Origin of the sequence: Geodermatophilus sp. CPCC 205761 (genome assembly GCF_051383655.1) — a bacterium.
Classification (GTDB): domain Bacteria; phylum Actinomycetota; class Actinomycetes; order Mycobacteriales; family Geodermatophilaceae; genus Geodermatophilus.
In genome coordinates, this window is the sequence record NZ_JALPKQ010000012.1 from 99059 (window position 1) to 117496 (window position 18438).

General features: G+C 75.2%; 18 protein-coding genes, 1 tRNA gene and 1 riboswitch. Of the genes, 12 read left to right on the top strand and 7 right to left on the bottom strand.

The genetic code is table 11. From position 1 onward, the window contains the following. Window positions 1-67: 67 nt before the first annotated feature. Complete coding sequence (locus tag MY526_RS09820) at window positions 68-988, top strand: FAD-dependent oxidoreductase (protein WP_436690556.1); 921 nt, start codon at window positions 68-70, stop codon at window positions 986-988. Between the two features lie 43 nt (window positions 989-1031). Here the strand turns inward: MY526_RS09820 and MY526_RS09825 are convergent, their stop codons facing one another. The 3 genes from MY526_RS09825 to MY526_RS09835 are packed head-to-tail and all read right to left on the bottom strand — an operon-like array spanning window position 1032 to window position 3494. Continuing rightward, window positions 1032-2231 carry a M20 metallopeptidase family protein gene (locus MY526_RS09825; RefSeq protein ID WP_436690558.1) on the bottom strand — a complete coding sequence of 400 codons (1200 nt, stop codon included), beginning with the start codon at window positions 2229-2231 and terminating at the stop codon, window positions 1032-1034. Window positions 2232-2259: 28 nt separating this feature from the next. Then, window positions 2260-2808 carry a pirin family protein gene (locus MY526_RS09830; protein WP_436690560.1) on the bottom strand — a complete coding sequence of 183 codons (549 nt, stop codon included), beginning with the start codon at window positions 2806-2808 and terminating at the stop codon, window positions 2260-2262. Continuing rightward, window positions 2805-3494 carry a phosphatase PAP2 family protein gene (locus MY526_RS09835; protein WP_436690562.1) on the bottom strand — a complete coding sequence of 230 codons (690 nt, stop codon included), beginning with the start codon at window positions 3492-3494 and terminating at the stop codon, window positions 2805-2807. The genes MY526_RS09830 and MY526_RS09835 overlap by 4 nt, the downstream gene beginning before the upstream one ends. A 58-nt stretch (window positions 3495-3552) precedes the next feature. Between MY526_RS09835 and MY526_RS09840 the strand changes: the two genes are divergently transcribed. The 6 genes from MY526_RS09840 to MY526_RS09865 all read left to right on the top strand — a co-directional run bounded on the left by MY526_RS09840 (window position 3553) and on the right by MY526_RS09865 (window position 10287). Next, complete coding sequence (locus MY526_RS09840; RefSeq protein ID WP_436703792.1) at window positions 3553-4731, top strand: PucR family transcriptional regulator; 1179 nt, start codon at window positions 3553-3555, stop codon at window positions 4729-4731. 154 nt (window positions 4732-4885) lie between these two features. Beyond that, on the top strand, window positions 4886-6097 hold the full coding sequence (locus tag MY526_RS09845; protein ID WP_436703793.1) for an acyltransferase domain-containing protein: 1212 nt from the start codon (window positions 4886-4888) through the stop codon (window positions 6095-6097). Then, window positions 6094-7116, top strand: coding sequence for a beta-ketoacyl-ACP synthase III (locus MY526_RS09850; RefSeq protein WP_436703794.1), 1023 nt, complete (start codon window positions 6094-6096; stop codon window positions 7114-7116). Before MY526_RS09845 ends, MY526_RS09850 begins: the two co-directional genes overlap by 4 nt. Window positions 7117-7190: 74 nt before the next feature. Continuing rightward, window positions 7191-7427, top strand: a complete 237-nt coding sequence (locus tag MY526_RS09855; protein WP_163482755.1) for an acyl carrier protein — start codon at window positions 7191-7193, stop codon at window positions 7425-7427. A 99-nt stretch (window positions 7428-7526) separates the two neighbouring features. Beyond that, window positions 7527-8768, top strand: coding sequence for a beta-ketoacyl-[acyl-carrier-protein] synthase family protein (locus MY526_RS09860; protein ID WP_436690570.1), 1242 nt, complete (start codon window positions 7527-7529; stop codon window positions 8766-8768). Window positions 8769-8874: 106 nt separating this feature from the next. After that, entirely contained in the window at window positions 8875-10287 is a 1413-nt protein-coding gene (locus MY526_RS09865) for an acyl-CoA carboxylase subunit beta (protein ID WP_436690571.1), read from the top strand. A 169-nt stretch (window positions 10288-10456) separates the two neighbouring features. Here the strand turns inward: MY526_RS09865 and MY526_RS09870 are convergent, their stop codons facing one another. Continuing rightward, entirely contained in the window at window positions 10457-10957 is a 501-nt protein-coding gene (locus MY526_RS09870) for a DUF3145 domain-containing protein (protein WP_436690573.1), read from the bottom strand. Window positions 10958-11340: 383 nt separating this feature from the next. Further along, window positions 11341-11592, bottom strand: a complete 252-nt coding sequence (locus MY526_RS09875) for a hypothetical protein (RefSeq protein WP_436690575.1) — start codon at window positions 11590-11592, stop codon at window positions 11341-11343. Between the two features lie 96 nt (window positions 11593-11688). Between MY526_RS09875 and MY526_RS09880 the strand changes: the two genes are divergently transcribed. From MY526_RS09880 to MY526_RS09890, 3 genes are all read left to right on the top strand, one after another. Continuing rightward, complete coding sequence (locus MY526_RS09880; protein ID WP_436690577.1) at window positions 11689-12582, top strand: maleylpyruvate isomerase N-terminal domain-containing protein; 894 nt, start codon at window positions 11689-11691, stop codon at window positions 12580-12582. A gap of 147 nt (window positions 12583-12729) precedes the next feature. Further along, entirely contained in the window at window positions 12730-13512 is a 783-nt protein-coding gene (locus MY526_RS09885; protein WP_436690579.1) for a DUF2382 domain-containing protein, read from the top strand. Window positions 13513-13595: 83 nt separating this feature from the next. Then, window positions 13596-14189: a hypothetical protein gene (locus tag MY526_RS09890; protein WP_436690581.1), complete on the top strand. Its 594-nt coding sequence runs from the start codon at window positions 13596-13598 to the stop codon at window positions 14187-14189. A gap of 74 nt (window positions 14190-14263) precedes the next feature. Here the strand turns inward: MY526_RS09890 and MY526_RS09895 are convergent, their stop codons facing one another. Next, a complete protein-coding gene (locus MY526_RS09895; RefSeq protein WP_436690583.1) occupies window positions 14264-15481 on the bottom strand; it encodes a M23 family metallopeptidase in 1218 nt (405 codons plus the stop codon). Window positions 15482-15512: 31 nt separating this feature from the next. After that, a riboswitch (cyclic di-AMP (ydaO/yuaA leader) is annotated at window positions 15513-15609 on the bottom strand. A gap of 489 nt (window positions 15610-16098) precedes the next feature. Here MY526_RS09895 and pstS point away from each other — a divergent pair. Further along, window positions 16099-17202: a phosphate ABC transporter substrate-binding protein PstS gene (gene pstS, locus MY526_RS09900; protein ID WP_436690585.1), complete on the top strand. Its 1104-nt coding sequence runs from the start codon at window positions 16099-16101 to the stop codon at window positions 17200-17202. 209 nt (window positions 17203-17411) lie between these two features. Here pstS and MY526_RS09905 read toward each other — a convergent pair whose 3' ends face one another. Beyond that, on the bottom strand, window positions 17412-17864 hold the full coding sequence (locus tag MY526_RS09905; protein ID WP_436703795.1) for a hypothetical protein: 453 nt from the start codon (window positions 17862-17864) through the stop codon (window positions 17412-17414). A 488-nt stretch (window positions 17865-18352) separates the two neighbouring features. On the opposite strand from MY526_RS09905, the gene MY526_RS09910 reads away from it, so the two are divergent. Next, a tRNA-Ile gene (locus MY526_RS09910) sits at window positions 18353-18426 on the top strand. Window positions 18427-18438: the final 12 nt, after the last annotated feature.

The following is an 18438-nucleotide window of genomic DNA, read 5'->3' on the forward strand; positions in this document are numbered from 1 at the left end:
CTGCCCCCCGCCACTCGCAAGCTCGCGGCGGGACCCTGCAGTGGGGCCGGCCGACGACGGCCCGTCCGTGGCCGTCGTCGGCGGCGGGGTCGTCGGGCTGACCTGCGCACTGGCGCTGGCCCGCGCCGGCGCCCGGGTGCGCCTGCACACCGCCGACCCGCCCGAGGCGACGACCTCGGCGGTGGCCGCCGCCATCTGGTTCCCCTACCGGGCGGCGCCGCAGGACGCCGTGCTGCGCTGGGGAGCCGCCTCGTTCGCCACCTTCACCGAGCTCGCCCGCGACGCGGCCACCGGCATCGCCCTGCGGCCGGGGACCGTCGTCCACCGCACCGCCGAGCCGGACCTCTGGTGGGCGCCGGGCGTGCCCGGGTTCCGCCCGGCGACCTCCGCGGAGCTGCCGCCGGGCGCCCCGGCCGGCACCCGCTGCACGCTGCCGGTGGTCGACATGCGCCGATACCTGCCGTGGCTGGCCGCGGCCGGGCGGGCCGCAGGCGTGACGGTCGTCCCCGGGCAGGTCGACCGGCTGGCCGACGTCCCCGGCGACGTCGTCGTGGTGGCCGCCGGGCTGGCCTCCGGTCCGCTGGTCGGCGACGACACCCTCACGCCGGTGCAGGGGCAGGTCGTGCGGCTGGCCGACCCCGGCCTGACCAGCTGGCTGCTGGACGAGGAGCACCCGGACGGGCTGACCTACGTGGTGCCCCGCGGCTCGGACGTCGTCTGCGGCGGCACCGCCGTGGAGGGGGCGACCGGCACCGAGCCCGATCCGGCGATCGAGGCGGCGGTGCTGGCGCGGGCGCGCGCACTGGTCCCCGGGCTGCGGGACGCCCCCGTGCTGTCGCGCGCGGTGGGGCTGCGGCCGGGGCGGCCCACCGTCCGGCTGGAGCGGTTCGAGCGGGACGGCCGCCCGGTGGTGGCCTGCTACGGGCACGGCGGCGCCGGGGTCACGCTCTCCTGGGGCTGCGCCGCGGACGTCGTGGCCCTCGTCTGACCGGAGTGGATCCGGAGGCGTGACCCCGACGGATCCCCTGCGCTCAGCCGGCCAGGGCCCGCAGCGCCATCGCCGCGTAGAGGGCCGCGCCGTCGGGCAGCACCGCCTCGTCGAACACCACGAGGTTCGAGTGGTTGCCGGCCGCCGTCGCCGGGTCCTGTCCCGGTGAGCAGGCCCCCAGGAAGGCCATGGCGCCGGGCACCTGCTGCAGCACGTAGGCGAAGTCCTCCGCGCCCATGAGCGGTTCCCGGGCGGTCGCGGTGCGCTCGGCGCCGAACAGCGCCGCGGCCGTCGCGCTCACCGCCTCGGCCACACCGGCGTCGTTGACCGTGACCGGGTAGCCCTGCCGGTGCTCGAACTCCACCGTCAGCTCGTGCGCCGCGGCGACGTGCCGGGCCACCCGCTCCACCCCGGCCACCATGTCGGCCCGCCGCTCGGCCGACAGCGTGCGGATCGTCCCCTCGAGGAACGCGGTGTCGGGGATGACGTTGTCGGTGGAGCCGGCGGTGAGGTGCGCGACGGTGAGCACGGCCGGGTCGAAGACCGGCGCCCGCCGGGTCACCATCGTCTGCAGCGCCAGCACGATCTCGGCGGCGACCGGCACCGGATCGGCCGCCGAGTGCGGCATCGAGGCGTGCCCGCCGCGGCCACAGACGGTCACCAGCCAGTGGTCGGCGGCGGCCATCATGGGCCCGGGCCGCACGGTCACCACGCCGCTGGGCTGGGTGGCGAAGACGTGCAGCGCGAACGCCCCGCTGACCGGTGCCTCCGGGACGGCGTGCAGCAGGCCCTCCTCGAGCATGTACCGGGCGCCGTGGTGGCCCTCCTCCCCCGGCTGGAGCATGAGCACGACCTGGCCGGCGAGCTCGTCGCGGCGCTCGGCCAGCAGGCGGGCGGCGCCCAGCAGCATCGCCACGTGCAGGTCGTGCCCGCAGGCGTGCATCGCCCCGGGCACCTCCGAGGCGAACGGCAGACCGGAGTCCTCGTGCACCGGCAGGGCGTCCATGTCGGCGCGCAGCAGGTAGGTCGGGCCGGGCCGGGCGCCGCGCAGGACGCCGACGGCGGAGGTGGTCGTCGTCCCGACGGTCACCTCCACCGGCAGCGCGGCCAGCTCCTCCAGCACGGTGGCCTGGGTGCGAGGCAGCTGCAGCCCGATCTCCGGGTGGCGGTGCAGCCGGCGGCGCAGGTCGACGATCCGGTCGGCGTCGGCGTGCGCCGCTGCGAGCAGGTCGGGCGTGGGCATGGACCTCACTCTCCCAGCTCGCCGGCCGTCACCCGGATGCCCAGTCCGGCCGGCCGACGTCCAGCTGCCACACCACCGCGGTCGCGGGGCCGTGCACCGGGCCGCCGTCCTGCCGCTCGACCCGCGTCCCCTCCGGACCCGTCAGCACGAGCAGCCCCGGCGGCACGGTCGTCCACGTCCCCGCCTCCACCACCTCGGTCCACAGCCGGGCGTCCGGACGGTCGAGGGGCAGCCAGCCGTCGGCGTTGGGGTGGACCTCGTGGGCCGCGGGCTCGCCGGGCATCGCGCTGCGCAGGTACGTCTGCAGCACGTGCGCGCCGTCGTCCCCCGCGATCTCGTCGTGCGCGAGGCCGGTGCCGGCGCGGAGGACGGCGACGTCCCCGGCGGCCAGGACCGCGCCGCTCCCCCAGGCGTGACGCAGCGACCCGTCCAGCACCACCGCGACGACGTCGACCGCGCGGTGCCGGTGCCGCCCGTAGCCGGTGCCGGGCGCCAGCCGGTCGTCGGCGATCCGCAGCAGCGGTCCGAGCGAGCCGTCGTCCGGCTCCAGCACGACGTCGGACACCAGCCCGCTCACGGCGCCTCCCGGGGCGGCAGCGCGGCGCGGCCGCCGGGCAGCGCGCCGAAGACGAGGGCGACGGCCAGCGCCCATGCGACCCCGAGCGACCACCCGCCGAGGACGTCGGAGAGGAAGTGCACGCCCAGCCACATCCGGGTCAGCCCCACGAGGACGACCAGCGCCACCCCGGCGACGACGGCCGGCCGGCGCCACCGCGGCGCCAGGCGCGGCCAGGCCAGCACCAGCGCGACGGTGACCAGGGCGGCGATGCCCGAGGAGTGCCCGCTGGGGTAGCTGAGGCCGCCGTAGCTCAGGCCGCCGTCCTCGAACGCCGGGCGGACCCGGCCGACCAGCTCCTTGAGCGACACGGTGATCGGGGCGACGGTCACGATCGCGACGGTCACCCAGGCCGCGGTCCACCACGCCCGGCGGGTGCCCAGCCAGAACAGCACCGGCAGGAACACCAGCACCCGGAACCAGGTGACCCCCGGGGTGGTCAGGACGTCGAGCAGCAGGTCGTGCCCGGTCGCCCGGTCGTCCCCGGCGTAGAGCGCCTCGCTGACCGACTCGTCCAGGCGGACCTGCGGCGCGAAGCCGGTGAGCACCCCGGCGCCCAGCGCGCCGAGGACGCCCAGGCCCGCGGCGATCGCGGCGACCGCCCTCCGGCGGGCGGAAGCCGCCCGCTCCCGTCGCAGCACGTCCACCCGCCCACTCTCCCAGCGCCCCGCCCGCGGCGGACAGTCGCGTGGAAGGGTTGGGGGTGTGTCCGACCGGGGCGACCGCCACCCACCGTCCGCCGGGACCCTCCGGCGACTGGAGCGCGCCTCGGGCTCCCTGGCCACCCGCGCCGTGGCCCGCATGGACGACGACCTCCCCTGGTTCCGCACCATGCCGGCCGACCAGCGCTCGTGGGTCATGCTCGTCGCCCAGGCCGGGATCGCCTCGCTCGTGGAGTGGTGCCGCAGCCCCGACCGGCCGCCCCGGCTGACCGGCGGGGTCTTCGGCGCCGCGCCCCGCGAGCTGGCCCGCGTCGTGCCGCTCAAGCACACGGTCGACCTCATCCGGGTCACCGTCGAGGTGATGGACGACTTCGTCGACAGCGTCGCCGAGCCGGGCGACGCCGACGCGCTGCGCGTGGCGGTCCTGCAGTTCAGCCGCGAGGTCGCCTTCGCGACCGCGCACGTGTACGCCAGCTTCGCCGAGAGCCGGGGCGCGTGGGACGCCCGGCTGGAGGCGCTCGTGGTCGACGCGCTCGTCCGCGGCGAGCGCACCGAGGAGCTGTCGGGACGCGCGTCGGCACTGGGCTGGGCGGCGATGAGCCCGGTCACCGTCGTGGTCGGCACCGCCCCGCCGGACCGCGACGCGCACGCCGCCATCCGCCGGGCAGCCCGGCAACTGCGCAGCGAGGTGCTCGTGGGGGTGCACGCCGACCAGCTGGTCGTGGTCCTCGGCGGGTCCGACGAGCTGGAGGCGGTCGCCGACCGGGTCAGCGACGAGTTCGGGCCCGGGCCGGTCGTCACCGGCCCGGTCGTCGACCGGCTCGACCAGGCTGGCGACTCCGCGGCCGCCGCGCTCGCCGGCCTGCGCGCCGCGCCCGCCTGGCCCGGCGCACCGCGGCCGATACCGGCCGACGCGCTGCTGCCCGAGCGGGCGCTGGACGGCGACCCGGTGGCCCGGGCGACGCTCAACGAGCGGGTGGCGGCGCGGCTGCAGGCGGCCGGCGGCGAGGTGCTCGAGACGGTGCGCGCGGTGCTCGCCAGCGGCGGCAACCTGGAGGCCAGCGCCCGCGCGTTGTTCGTCCACCCCAACACCGTGCGGTACCGGCTGAAGCGGGCACTCGAGCTCACCGGGCTGTCCGCGACCGACCCGCGGGGTGGGTGGACCCTGCAGGTCGCCCTGGCCCTCGCCGCGCTCGACCAGGACCGTTCCCTCTGGCACTGAGCCGGCGCACCCGCGGGCGCGGGCAGTGTGACACCCGCCACCGGGACCCCCACGGCGACCCCCGTGAGCCCGGTCCGCTTGTAGGAACCCTCCAAAGAGCACCCGTGTGCTTTCGTTCCGCTCCGACCCGCGCGCGACGGCGATCCCTGGCACGGTGAGGGACGTGCTGGCCGTCCTCGCCCCTGGTCAGGGTGCGCAGAAACCCGGGATGCTGACCGACTGGCTCGAGCTCCCCGGTGCCGAGTCCTTCTTCCGGTGGGCCGGCGCGATCGCCGACGCCGACCTCCTGTCGCTGGGCACCACCGGCGATGCGGAGGCCATCAAGGACACCGCGGTGACCCAGCCGCTCGTGGTCGCGATGAGCCTGTTCATCGCCCGCGAGCTCGGCGGGCTCCCCGGCCCGGTGGCGCACACGCCGCAGGGCGGCCGGGACGTCGTCATCGCCGGCCACAGCGTCGGGGAGCTCACCGCGGCCGCCCTGGCGGGGGTGCTGAGCGTCGAGGCGGCGATCGCGCTGACCGCCGTCCGCGGCCGGGCGATGGCCACCGCGTGCGCGATGACGCCGACCGGGATGTCCGCCGTCCTCGGTGGTGACCCCGACGAGCTGGCCGCGGCGCTGGAGCGGCACGGCCTGGTGGCCGCGAACATCAACGGTGGCGGCCAGGTCGTCGTCGCCGGCTCGCTCGACGGCCTGGCCGCGCTCAAGGCCGAGCCGCCGGCCAAGGCGCGGATCGTGCCGCTGTCGGTGGCCGGCGCCTTCCACACCGAGTACATGGCGCCGGCCCGGACCGAGCTGGAGGGCCTGGTCGGCGGGCTGCGGCCGGCGGACCCGAGCCGCCTGCTGCTCTCCAACGCCGACGGCGCGGCGGTGACCTCCGGGGCCGCGGTCCTCGACCGGCTGGTCAGCCAGGTCACCAGCCCGGTGCGGTTCGACGCCTGCCTGGCCACGATGAAGGAACTCGGCGTCACCGCCGCCATCGAGCTGCCCCCGGCCGGGGCGCTCGCCGGGCTGGCGAAGCGGGAGTGGAAGGGGTCCGACGTCGAGATCCTCGCCGTCACCGGCCCGGCCGACCTCGACCGCGCCCGCGACCTCATCGCCACCGAGCGCGGCCGGGCCGAGGCCGAGCACCTGCCCGACTGGCGGGTCGTCGTCTCCCCGGCGCGCGGCACGGTCAGCCCGGCCGACGTCAGCGAGGGCAGCCGGCTGCCGGCCGGGACCCCGCTGGGCCTCATCCGCGGCCGCCGCGAGGAGGTCAAGGTCTCAGCGGGCTACGACGGGGTACTGGCCGAGTGGCTGGTGCAGGACGGCGACCTGGTCGACGCAGGGGATCCGATCGCCCGGCTCTACCCGGAGGTGGCGGAATGACCAACGCGACGCCCGAACGAGCGCCGGCGACCGAGGAGCGGAACGAGGGCGGAGTGAGGATCAACCTGCGTGAGGGCGCGCCCGGCGCGCGACTGCTGGGCCTGGGCGCCTACCGGCCCCGCCGGCGGGTGACCAACGACGAGCTCGCCCAGGTCATGGAGACCAACGACGAGTGGATCCGCAGCCGGGTCGGCATCGCCGAGCGCCGGTGGGCGTCGGAGGACGAGTCCCTGGTCGACATGGCCGTGGCGGCCGGCGGCAAGGCACTGGCCGCCAGCGGCCTGTCCCCCGACCAGGTCGACCTGGTGATCGTGGCCAGCGCGAGCCTGCGGGCGCCCATCCCGGGCATCGGCCCGCAGGTGGCGTTCCGGCTGGGCATCCCGCGGCCCGGCTCGTTCGACCTCAACGCCGGCTGTGCCGGGTTCTGCTACGCCCTCGGCGTGGCCGCGGACGCGATCCGCACCGGGTCGGCCGGGCACGCGCTCGTCGTCGGGGTCGAGCGGCTGACCGACGTCACCGACCTGACCGACCGCTCCACGGCGGTGATCTTCGCCGACGGCGCGGGGGCCGCGGTGCTCGGTCCCTCCGACGAGCCGCAGATCGGCCCGGTGATCTGGGGCAGCGACGGCGACCAGCACAACGCGATCGAGATCGCCGCGGGCAGCTCGACGATGACCATGGCCGGCCAGGCGGTGTACCGCTGGGCCACCACCAAGCTCACCGAGACCCTCGTCGAGGCGATGGAGGCCGCGGGCGTCGGCCCGCAGGACATCGACGTCTTCGCCCCGCACCAGGCCAACCTGCGGATCATCGAGTCGATGACCAAGCGGCTCGGGTTCGGCGAGCGGACCGTCATCGCCCGCGACATCGTGCAGGCCGGCAACACGTCGGCCGCCTCCGTCCCGCTGGCGCTGACCGCGCTGATGGAGTCCGGCGAGGCCAAGAGCGGCGACCTGACCCTCGTCCTCGGCTACGGCGCCGGACTCACCTTCGCCGGACAGGTGTTCCGCCTGCCCTGAGGGGCACCCACCATGCACCGGGCCACCAGGGCCCGACGGCGGAGTTCCCGCCTACCCGAGAGAGAGGACCGCGCGTGAGCGAGGACATCCAGACCGGTCTGGCCGAGATCCTGGAGGAGGTCGCGGGCGTCGCCCCCGCCGACGCCACCCCGGAGAAGTCGTTCACGGAGGACCTCGACGTCGACTCCCTGTCGATGGTCGAGATCGCCACCGCGGTCGAGGACAAGTTCGGCGTCGCCATCCCCGACGACGAGCTCGGCAACATCAAGACCGTCGGCGACGCCATCAGCTTCATCCAGAAGAACCAGTAGAAGGACCCCCCTGCCCCCCACCGCTCGCACGCTCGCGGCGGGACCCTGCAGGGGGCCTCGACCCGGCTCCCCCGGCCGCCCGTCCCAGGAGGAATCCCCATGAGCACGCCCGTCGGCGACGTCGTCGTCACCGGCCTCGGCGCCACCACACCACTGGGTGGCGACGTGGCCAGCACCTGGGACGCCCTGCTGGCCGGGCGGTCGGGGGTCAGCCGGATCACCGACGACTGGATCAAGGAGTTCCCGGCCCAGCTCGTCGCCCGGCTCGCGGCCGACCCCGTGGAGGGGCTCGACCGCGTGCGGGCCCGCCGGCTCGACCGCAGCCAGCAGGTGGCCGTCGTCGCCGCCGAGGAGGCGTGGCGGCACTCCGGCGCCGCCGACGCCGGGGTGGCCCCCGAGCGGGTCGCCGTCGTCTTCGGCACCGGCATCGGTGGGGCGCTGACCCTGCTCGGCCAGGACGACGTCCTGGAGGAGAAGGGGCCCAAGCGGGTCTCCCCCTTCACCATCCCCATGCTCATGCCCAACGGCCCGGCCGCCGCGGTCGGCCTGTCCATCGGCGCCAAGGGCGGCGTGCACGCACCGGTCAGCGCCTGCGCGTCCGGCGCCGAGGCCATCCGGTGGGGCCTGGACCTGATCCGCTTCGACCGCGCCGACGTCGTGCTGGTGGGCGGCGCGGAGGCCTGCGTGCACCCGCTGCCCATGGCCGGGTTCGCGGCCATGCGCGCGATGAGCACCCGCAACGACGAGCCGGAGCGCGCCTCGCGCCCGTTCGACAAGGCCCGCGACGGCTTCGTGCTCGGCGAGGGCGCGGCCGCCCTGGTCCTGGAGCGCGCCGACGCCGCGAAGGCCCGCGGGGCCCGGGTGCACGCCCGCCTGGCCGGCGCCGGCGGTACCGCCGACGGCTACGACCTGGTCGCCCCGCACCCGGAGGGCGAGGGTGCCGGCCGGGCGATCGCCGCGGCCATCCGCGACGCCGGACTCACCGCGGCCGACATCGGCCACGTGAACGCGCATGCCACGTCCACCCCGGTCGGTGACACAGCCGAGGCCGCCGCCATCCGCAACACCATCGGCGAGCACGTCCTCGTCACGGCCACCAAGAGCCAGACCGGCCACCTGCTCGGCGCGGCGGGGGCACTGGAGTCGGTCTTCACCATCCTCGCCCTGCGCGAGCAGGTGGTGCCGGCGACGGCGAACCTCGACGACCCGGACGACGACGCCTCCGTCCAGGCCCTCGACATCGTGCGCCGGGAGCCCAGGCGCGCCCAGCTCACCGCCGCGGTGAACGACTCCTTCGGCTTCGGCGGCCACAACATCGCGCTGGTCTTCACCACCGCCTGAAGAAGGACCCCGAGCACCGTCTCCTGGGTCGGCCCGACCGGGCCGGCCCAGCGGTGCCGCCTGCCCAGGCCCCCCGATCCCGCGCGCCCGAGGCCCCGGAGGTCCCGTGACTGCCCTGTCCGTCGTCCCCGCCCCGACCGCCCCCGACCCGCGGGATCCGGCCGACCGCCTCGGGCGCCTGTTCGACCCCGGCTCCCTGTCGCTGCTGATCCCGCGGGACGACTCGGGTGTCCTGGCCGCCCGGGGCACGGTGTCGGGGAGCCCGGCCGTCGCGTACTGCACCGACGCGACCGTCATGGGCGGCGCCATGGGCCTCGACGGCTGCCGGCACATCGTCGACACGATCGACACCGCGCTGCGCGAGCGTCTGCCGGTGGTCGGGGTCTGGCACTCGGGGGGTGCGCGCCTGGCCGAGGGGGTCACGGCGCTGCACGCGGTGGGCGAGGTGTTCGCGGCGATGGTGCGGGCGTCGGGCCGGGTCCCGCAGATCTCCGTCGTCCTCGGGCCGGCCGCAGGGGGCGCCGCGTACGGCCCGGCGCTCACCGACCTGGTGATCATGGGCCCGGCCGGCCGGGTGTTCGTCACCGGCCCCGAGGTGGTCCGCTCGGTCACCGGCGAGGACGTCGACATGGAGCGGCTCGGCGGTCCGGACACGCACGGCCGGCGCAGCGGCGTCGTCCACGTGGTCGCCGACTCCGAGCAGGGTGCCCTCGACACCGCCCGCGAGGCGGTCGGCCTCCTCGCCGCCCAGGGGAGGTTCGCCCCGGCCGACGGCGAGCCGGACGTCGACCTGCGCGCCCTGCTGCCCGAGCAGCCGCAGCGGGCCTACGACGTCAAGCCGCTGGTCGCCGCCGTCCTGGACGGCGCCGGCCTGGAGCTGCACCCGCGCTGGGCGCCCAACGTCGTCACCACGCTCGGCCGGCTGGCCGGGCGCACGGTCGGCGTGATCGCCAACAACCCGCTGCGCCTGGGCGGCTGCCTGGACTCCTCCTCGGCCGAGAAGGCCGCCCGCTTCGTGCGGATGTGCGACGCCTTCGGGGTCCCCCTGGTGGTGCTGGTCGACGTGCCCGGGTACCTGCCCGGCGTCGGTCAGGAGTGGGACGGCGTGGTCCGCCGGGGCGCGAAGCTGCTGCACGCGTTCGCCGAGGCTGTGGTGCCGCGGGTGACGCTGGTGACCCGCAAGTCCTACGGCGGGGCGTACATCGCGATGAACGCCCGCTCGCTGGGCGCGACCGCGGTGTTCGCCTGGCCGGGCGCCGAGGTCGCCGTCATGGGCGCCAAGGCCGCCGTCGGCATCCTGCACCGCAAGAAACTGGCGGCCGTCCCCCCGGCCGAGCGCGAGGCGCTGCACGCGCACCTCGCCGCCGAGCACGAGCGGATCGCCGGCGGCGTGAACCGGGCGCTGCAGATCGGCGTCGTGGACGAGGTCGTCGACCCGTCGCGGACCCGGCGCCGGCTGGTCACCGCACTGGCCGCCGCCCCCGCCGGCCGCGGGGCGCACGGCAACATCCCTCTCTGACACACCGGGACGCGACGGGGCCCGGCACCTCCGCGGAGGAGCCGGGCCCGCTGCTTCTTCTGTGCGCTGGGCCGCCCGGACGCCGCTTCCCCGACGACGTCCGGACGGACCGGCCTCAGCCTACGACGGGAGTGCGGGGGGCACCCGGCCGTCGTAGTCGGATCGTGACCTAGACCACCTGGTGCAGCCAGGTGACCGGACTGCCGTCGCCGGCATGGCGGTAGACCTCGAGATCGGCGTCCCAGGCGGCACCGAGCAGCTCGTCCACGCCGTGGCGGAACGCCTCGATGGAGCCGGCCGTGGCAGCGAGGTGGCGCAACTGCTGCTCGCTGACGACGAGATCACCGTTGGCGCTCATGGGCGCGCGGAAGACACCGTGGCCGGGCACGTACGACATGCGCTCACCGTCGTTGCCGTGGCTGGCTTCCTCGGTCACCTCGAAGCGCAGCATCGGCCACGCGCGGAGCGCAGCGACGAGCTTGGCGCCTGTCCCGGGCGAACCGGTCCAGGCGACCTCGGCACGGTAGGAACCGTGTGCCGCGGGCTGGTCGGCCCACGACAGGGAGACCGGCGCGCCGACGACGCGTTCCAGCGCCCACTCGACGTGCTGGCAGAGCGCCTTCGGGCACGCGTGCACGAAGACGACACCCTGGGTAGACCGTCGTTGCACGGGGCACCTCCATCGACTCGATCGGTCTCGTCTTCCCCAACGGACGATCGATTCGGTGACAGGCTGTGTTCGGCGGCCTCGGACCAGGGGTCCCGTCAACAGTCTGCACGATGGTCACCCCCTCGCGCCAGTGCGGAGGAGGCGGATGGGTCACATGTGACGCTTGGTCACGGGAGTGACCACTATGTGCTGGTCAGCGGCCATACCACGGTGACGACACCGCCGTCCACCCATCCGCCGCGGCTTCCGTGCCCCGCGTTCGGAGCGCACGCTCGGGACCCCGCGACGCGGCCGGTCGACGTCCACACCCGCAGACCGGTTGTGACACACGGTAACGACAGCCACGGTGCGTGACGAGTTCGACACGCCGCACCGGACGCGGGTCAGGCGCCGAACGAGGCCTGGAGGTCCTCGCGCGGCACCACCCGGGTCGCCCGGAACGGCAGCCCCTCGACGCCGGGCTCGCTCCAGTCCACGTCGACGACCTGACCGGCCCGCAGGGTGCTGGTCGGCCCGTGGACGACGGCGGCGTCGACCCAGCAGTCGCCGGGGAGGTCCGGTGCCTCGATCAGCCCGGCTCGCCGGTCGTCGTCCCAGCGGATGACGGTGCCGCGGGTGGTGCCGCTCCGTGTCATGCGGTCAGGCTGGCGCGGACCGCCGTCGCCGGACAAGAGCGCGGCGTGCGACGCACGTCATGCCTGCCCGTCGACGCGGCCGGGTAGGGGCGGCGCATGCCGAGCTCCCAGGGGATGGCCGACGCCGGCCGCGACCAGGTGTCGGGGATGGTGCTGCCCGCGTGGGACGCCTTCCTCGACCAGGCCGCCGCCGTCGACCTCGACCGGCCGACCCGGCTACCGGGCTGGCGGGCGCACGAGGTCTGCGTGCACCTCGGCTGCTGGGACGACCACACCGCCCTGGCCGACCTCATCGCCTCTGCCCGCGCGGGCGGCGGGGGCACTCCCCCGGACGTCGACGCGACCAACGCGCGCGTGACCGCGGCGCACCGCGACGCCTCCCGGGAGGAGGTGCTCGACGCGCTGCGGCGCAACCGCGAGGCGACCGCCCGCTACCTCGCCGAGGAGCCGCGCGAGCTCGACACCGCCCCGGCCCTGGCCGTGGTGGGCCGGCTGCCGCTGCTCAGCGTCGTCCTGGGACAGGCGTACGAGCTGGCGGTGCACGGACTGGACCTGGTACCCCTGGGCGCTCCCCCGGTGCAGGCCCCGGTCCTGCAGGCCGGCCTGGCGGCTCTGGCGGACGTCACCGGGGCACTGGCGGCGGCCGAGGGGATCACCGGTGGCGCCACCCTCGCGACGCCGGAGGGCGGCTGGCGGTTCGCCGCGGACGGCGACGGCTGGACCGTGCGCCGGGTGGCCCCGGGCGAGGCGAGCGGCACCGCGGTGGAGGCGGCGGCCGACCTGCTGCTCGAGGCGGCGTCCGGGCGGGTGAACCCCGTCGTGGCGCTGGCCCGGCGGCGGCTGAAGGTGCACGAGCTCGGCGGCCTGCTGACCCTCGCGCCGATCGTGCAGGCCGCGCCCGGCATCCCCGGCGGGCCGATCCTGCAGCTCGCCGCCCAGACCCTCGGCGGCGTGGGCGGACTGCTCGGGCGGCTGCGCGGCCGGCGCTGACACGACGACATCCCCGACGAGGTCGGTTTACGTCGTAATCACCCGGGGCACCACCATCGCAGACGCTGTTGCGAACAACTTCACGGCGTCGCATCTCATTGACCGCAATTCTGCGGCGCACCTTTCACCACGGCCGAGGAGCCCCCCATGATCACGGACCAGGACGTTCGACGCGTCATCGGCAGCACGGCGTACGCCACGGACGGCAGCAAGCTCGGCACGGTCGGGGAGGTCTTCCTCGACGACGAGACCGGCCGCCCCGAGTGGGCCAGCGTTCGGACCGGCCTGTTCGGCACGAAGGAGGCCTTCGTCCCCCTGGCGCAGGCGGAGCTCGCGGGCGAGGACCTCCGCGTGCCCTTCGACAAGGACCGGGTCAAGAACGCCCCGCACGTCGACGTCGCCTCGGGGCACCTCTCGGCCACCGAGGAGTCGGAGCTGTACCGCCACTACGGCATCGGCGACACCGGCACGCCCGCGGCCGGGGGCCGGGACGTCGACGGTGACGGCGTGGTCGACCACCCGGTCGGCCACGACACCTCCGGCCCGACCACGGACGACGCGATGACCCGTTCCGAGGAGCGGCTCACCGTCGGCACGCGCACCGAGGAGGTCGGCCGCGCCCGGCTGCGCAAGTACGTCGTCACCGAGAACGTGACCGAGACCGTGCCGGTCTCCCGCGAGGAGGTCCGGGTCGAGCGCGAGCCGATCACCGAGGGCAACGTCGGCAACGCCATGGACGGCCCCGCCATCAGCGAGGAGGAGCACGAGGTCACCCTCCACGCCGAGCGCCCGGTCGTGGCGAAGGAGGCCGTGCCGGTCGAGCGGGTGCGCCTGGACACCGAGACCGTGACCGAGCAGCAGACGGTGAGCGAGCAGGTGCGCGAGGAGCGGATCGAGGCGGACGGCGTCGAGGAGACCCGCCGCCACTGACCGACCCTCGGGGCCGGGTGGCAGCACACCCCACCCGGCCCCCCGGTGCACGACCTCCCGCTCCCACCCCTCCCAGGAGACCCATGTCCACCACTGACCACGGCGCGTCGGCCACGCGCGGCCCGGCGCGCAACGCCGTCGACGCCCAGCACGACCGCTTCGGCGGCATCAAGTGGGGCGCGGCCTTCTTCGGCTGGCTGTCCGCCAACGGCCTCGCCGTCCTGCTCGTCGCGCTGCTCTCTGCCGCAGGCGTCGCCCTCGGCCTCACCCAGGGCATCCCCAGCACCGAGGAGGCCACCCAGCAGGCCGACACCATCGGCATCGCCGGCGGCATCGCACTGCTGGTGGTCCTCTTCCTCGCGTACCTCGCCGGCGGCTACGTGGCCGGCCGCATGGCCCGGTTCGACGGCGTCCGGCAGGGGATCGCAGTCTGGGTCATCGGACTCCTGGTCGTGATCGCCCTGTCGGTCGCCGGGGTCGTGCTCGGGTCGGAGTACAACGTGCTGCAGCAGTTGAACCTGCCGCGGATCCCGATCGACGAGGGAACGGCCACCACGGCGGGGATCATCGCCCTCGTGGCGGTCCTGCTCGCCACGCTGCTCGGTGCGGTCCTCGGCGGACGGCTCGGCACCCGGTACCACCGCAGGGTCGACCGGGCCGGCTTCGACGCCGCCTGACCCGGCTGGTCCCGCGACGACGGAGGGCCCCGCACCGACTGATCGGTGCGGGGCCCTCCGTCATGCGGTCGGGCTCAGCAGGAGCCGCCGAGGTCGATGCCGTGGGCGCTGAGCCACGGCATCGGGTTCACCCGGTTCTCGTACAGACCGCCCTGGTGCACCTCGAAGTGCAGGTGGGGTCCGGTGGACTGGCCCTTGTTGCCGACCTCGGCGATCTGCTGCCCGGCGGTGACCACCTGGCCGGCGCTGACGAAGAACCGGTTCACGTGGCCGTAGAGGGTGATCTGACCGTCGCCGTGCTGGACGTAGACCGCCTGGCCGAAGCCGCTGGCCGGGCCGGCCTGCAGGACGACGCCGCCCTCGGGGACGTAGATCGGGGTGCCGATAGGGGCGGCGATGTCGACGCCCTGGTGCATGGTGCCCCAGCGCGCGCCGTAGCAGGAGGTGAGGCGCCCGGAGGTCGGCATGCCGGACGTCGTGGCGGCGCTGGCGAGGGTCTGCGCCTGCGCCTGGCGCTCGCCCCAGGCGGCGCCCGGGTCGGCGGCACCCTGGGCGGCCAGCATCCGCTCACCGGCCTGGCGGAGCTCCTCCTCGAGGCGGGCCTTCTCGGCGGCGCGGGCGTCGAACTCGGCCTGCGCCTCGGCGAGGTGGGTGTTCGCCGCCGCCTCGGCCTGGTCGGCGGCGCGGGCGAGCTCGTCGAGCCGGACGACGGCGGCCTGCGCGGCACGGTCGGCGTCGGCGACCCGCTGCTCGACGGAGAGGAACTCGGCCAGCCGGTCGGACCGGTGGTCGCCGATGACCTCCATGGTGGCGGCCTGCTGCAGCAGCTCGGTGGGGCTCTCGGCGTCGAGCAGCAGCTCGACGTCGCCGTAGCGCTGGTCGCCGCCCATGTAGGCCTGGCGGCTGAGGTCGGCGATGGCCTCCTCGGCACCGGCGACCGCGGCCCGGGCCTCGGCCAGCTCGGCCGCGGTGGCCTCGGCCTCGGCCTGGCCGGCGGCGAGCTCGGCACGGGCGACGAGGGCGGCGTCGGCGGCGGCCTCGGCCTCGACCGTCATGCGCTGCAGCTGCTCCTCGGCGGCCTTGACCTCGCCCTCGATGCGGGCGACGTCAGCCGCGAGTTGCTCCTGCTCGGAGGCTGCGGGGGTGACGGGGGCGGCGACGGCCGCGGGCGCGCCGACCAGGAGGCCGGCGAGGACGGCGCCGACGACGAGGGCCCGGCGCGGAGAGCGCAGGCGACGGCGGACGGAGGTCGGTCGGTCGAGCTCGGTGTGCAGGCGGTGCAGGGTCGCCAAGGCGACGGTTCTCCCATCCTCGCGGCCGCCTACCGAGTTAGCTGACGGGTTCGGGCCGGACGGCGCCCTACCCGCCTGCGCCCCGTGCGCAGGCAGGACTCACCCCAGTGGAACGGTGGGTCCCCGGTCCCCCCTCGATCCCCGGAGGGACGTCGGGCGGTTCGGCGGGGCCCGGCCGAGGCCCCCCGGTTGTCGGGAGGCGGAGCCCGGCTGGGCCGTCAGGAAAGCTACTACGCGTGAGGGCCACCGGTCACGATCGGGTAACACACACGGTGCGCCTCCTTGCCCGAAGGGGTGAGGATCGACTACGTGCGGTCACAGCCTGACTGCTGACGGGTGATCACGGTGCCACACCCGTCACTCCTGCCGGGACCGCACCACCCACCTGCCCCGACACGGGTGGCGGAGCCCGGCGGAAGGGAGGAGGCTGCGCGGCCGCGTCGTCACCGACAGTGCGCGTCGGCACCCCCCGGTGAGATCCCGGACACGTCTGGCCGCCACGCCCGGGCGAGCGGCCCGACTCCGGTCGCCGGCGAGTGGACCCGGAGCCGACCGCCTAGGGTCGGCGACAGCGCCCCGGGGACGATCGCCCGGGCCCCGGATCGCGGAAGGCGTGTGTGACTGCCCGGAGGAAGGTCGCGGCCGGGATCGGCGCGCTGGCGGTCGGAGCCGCCGTCGTCGCCGTCGCCGGGTACGTGCCGCCGAACGAGCGCGACCGGGCCGGCGCCGCGGCCGGCGACCTGGCGGGTGCGATCGTCGGTGCGGGAGCGAGCAGCCAGCAGGCGGCCATGCAGGGCTGGACCGCGGGCTACTCCGCCGTCCAGCCGGGGGTGACCGTCGACTACGACCCGGTCGGCTCCGGCGGCGGGCGGGAACAGTTCCTGACCGGCGGCATCGACTTCGCGGGGTCGGACGCCGCACTGGACGACGAGGAGCTCGCCGAGGCCGCGGCCCGCTGCGGCCCCGCGGGGGTGTTCGAGCTGCCCAACTACATCTCGCCGATCGCCGTCGTCCACACCGCTCCGGGCCTCGACGAGCTCGCCCTCTCCCCCACCACGCTGGCGGCCGTCTTCGCCGGGCGGATCACCCGCTGGGACGACCCGGCCATCGCCGCCGACAACCCGGGCGCACCGCTGCCCGACCTGGCCGTGACGCCGGTGCACCGCAGCGACGAGTCCGGCACCACGGAGAACTTCACCGAGTACCTGGCGGCCACGGGCGGGGACGCCTGGCCGCACGAGCCCGACGGCGAGTGGCCGGTGGCCGGCGGGGAGGCCGCCCAGGGCAACTCCGGCGTCGTGGCCGCGGTGCGCAGCGGCGTCGGCACCATCGGGTACGCGGACCTCTCCCAGGCCGGTGACCTCGGCGTCGCGCGGATCGGGGTCGGCGAGGAGTTCGTCGCCCCCTCCCCCGAGGCCGCCGCCGCCGTGGTGGAGAACGCCTCCCGCCTGGAGGGCCGCGGCGAGTTCTCCTTCGCCGTCGAGCTCGACCGCACCACGACCGAGGCCGGCCGGTACCCGATCGTCCTGGTCAGCTACCACCTCGGCTGCGTCGAGTACGCCGACGCGCGGACCGCCGAGCTGGTCGCGGACTTCATGGGCTACGTGGTGAGCGAGGAGGGGCAGGACGCCGCGGCCGAGGTGGCCGGTTCGGCTCCGATCTCCGACGCGCAGCGCGACCAGGCCATGACGGCGATCGACGCGATCGGGACCGCCTCCTGAGGCGGACACACCGCCCCAGCGACCGGTTGTCGGCTGTTCCCACTCGACCGGGCCCGCGCCGGACGCCCAGGGCAGCCTGGTCGACCACCGCTGGGGCGGGATGGTCCGGCCGACCCTCCGGTCGACCGGACCATCCCGCCGTCCTCAGCAGACGCTGGGCCACACCGCCCGGTCACGAACGGTGCGCATGTCTGACGAGACAATGTCGATCAGTTCAGGGTGATCGTCGAATCCGGGTCGGCGCTTCCCTCGCACGGTGCTGAAGCGTCGGCAACGAGGTTCACGAGGACTGCGGCGTTCACGTCGCACACGTTGGCGACGACGCCGATGGGGGCCTGCACGTTGATGCTGGAGACGTTGACGTTGACCAGACCGTCCTGAGTAGGGGGGGCTCCGCCGTCGGTGGTCGTGATCTCGGCATCAGCGTCGGGGGTGGCCTCGGCGTTGCAGTTCGCCGCGTCGTCGACCAGATCCGCGACCAGCACGGCGATGTTGACGTCGCAGATGTTGGCGGCGATTGCGACCGGTATCTGGACCACGAGGTCGGAGATGTTGACGTTGATCAGGCCCTGCTGATTCGGCTGAGCGGCCGCGGGGGACGCAAGTCCGACCGTCGCGCCGAGTGCGAGCGTGGCGGCCGCGGCGAGGGTGCGAGTGTGCATGATCTGTCCTTTCTCAGCGCACCGTGCGGTGCGCAGAAGTACCTGGTGGCGTGACCAGCACGCGGAGGCACTTCTTGTGAGCGCCGGATCGTGGCGCGAGTTCGTTGTTCGTGAACTCGGTATGAAGACGCTCTGATCGCTGCGGCGCGACGAGGCCCACGAGGAGCGAACACGCGTGCAACGACGCCGAACTCCTCGTCGATCTCGCGTCATGACCGCGGGGCGCAGGCGTCGGTGAGTGAGACGCGCGGAGTGGCCGAGCGGGCGCAGGTGGCGGTGTCGGAGCGCCGGCCGTCCCCCGGATGGTGCGCCGAGTCAGGGGACGGCGGCGCGTCCGCCGCCGGTGCTCCAGCAGGTGCGGATCGCCAGGAGCGGTGCCCCTATCCTGGGAGCACTCATTCGGGCGCGTTCACGCGGCGTGGACAGACGATGCGTGGCCGATCGAGTGCGGTGCCCGGTCGACGCTGAGTTGGGGTCGGCCGCACATCGGGGCGGTAGCTCAGCCGGTCAGAGCATGGGACTCATAATCCCTGGGTCGTGGGTTCGAGCCCCACCCGCCCCACCGGTGGTCGTG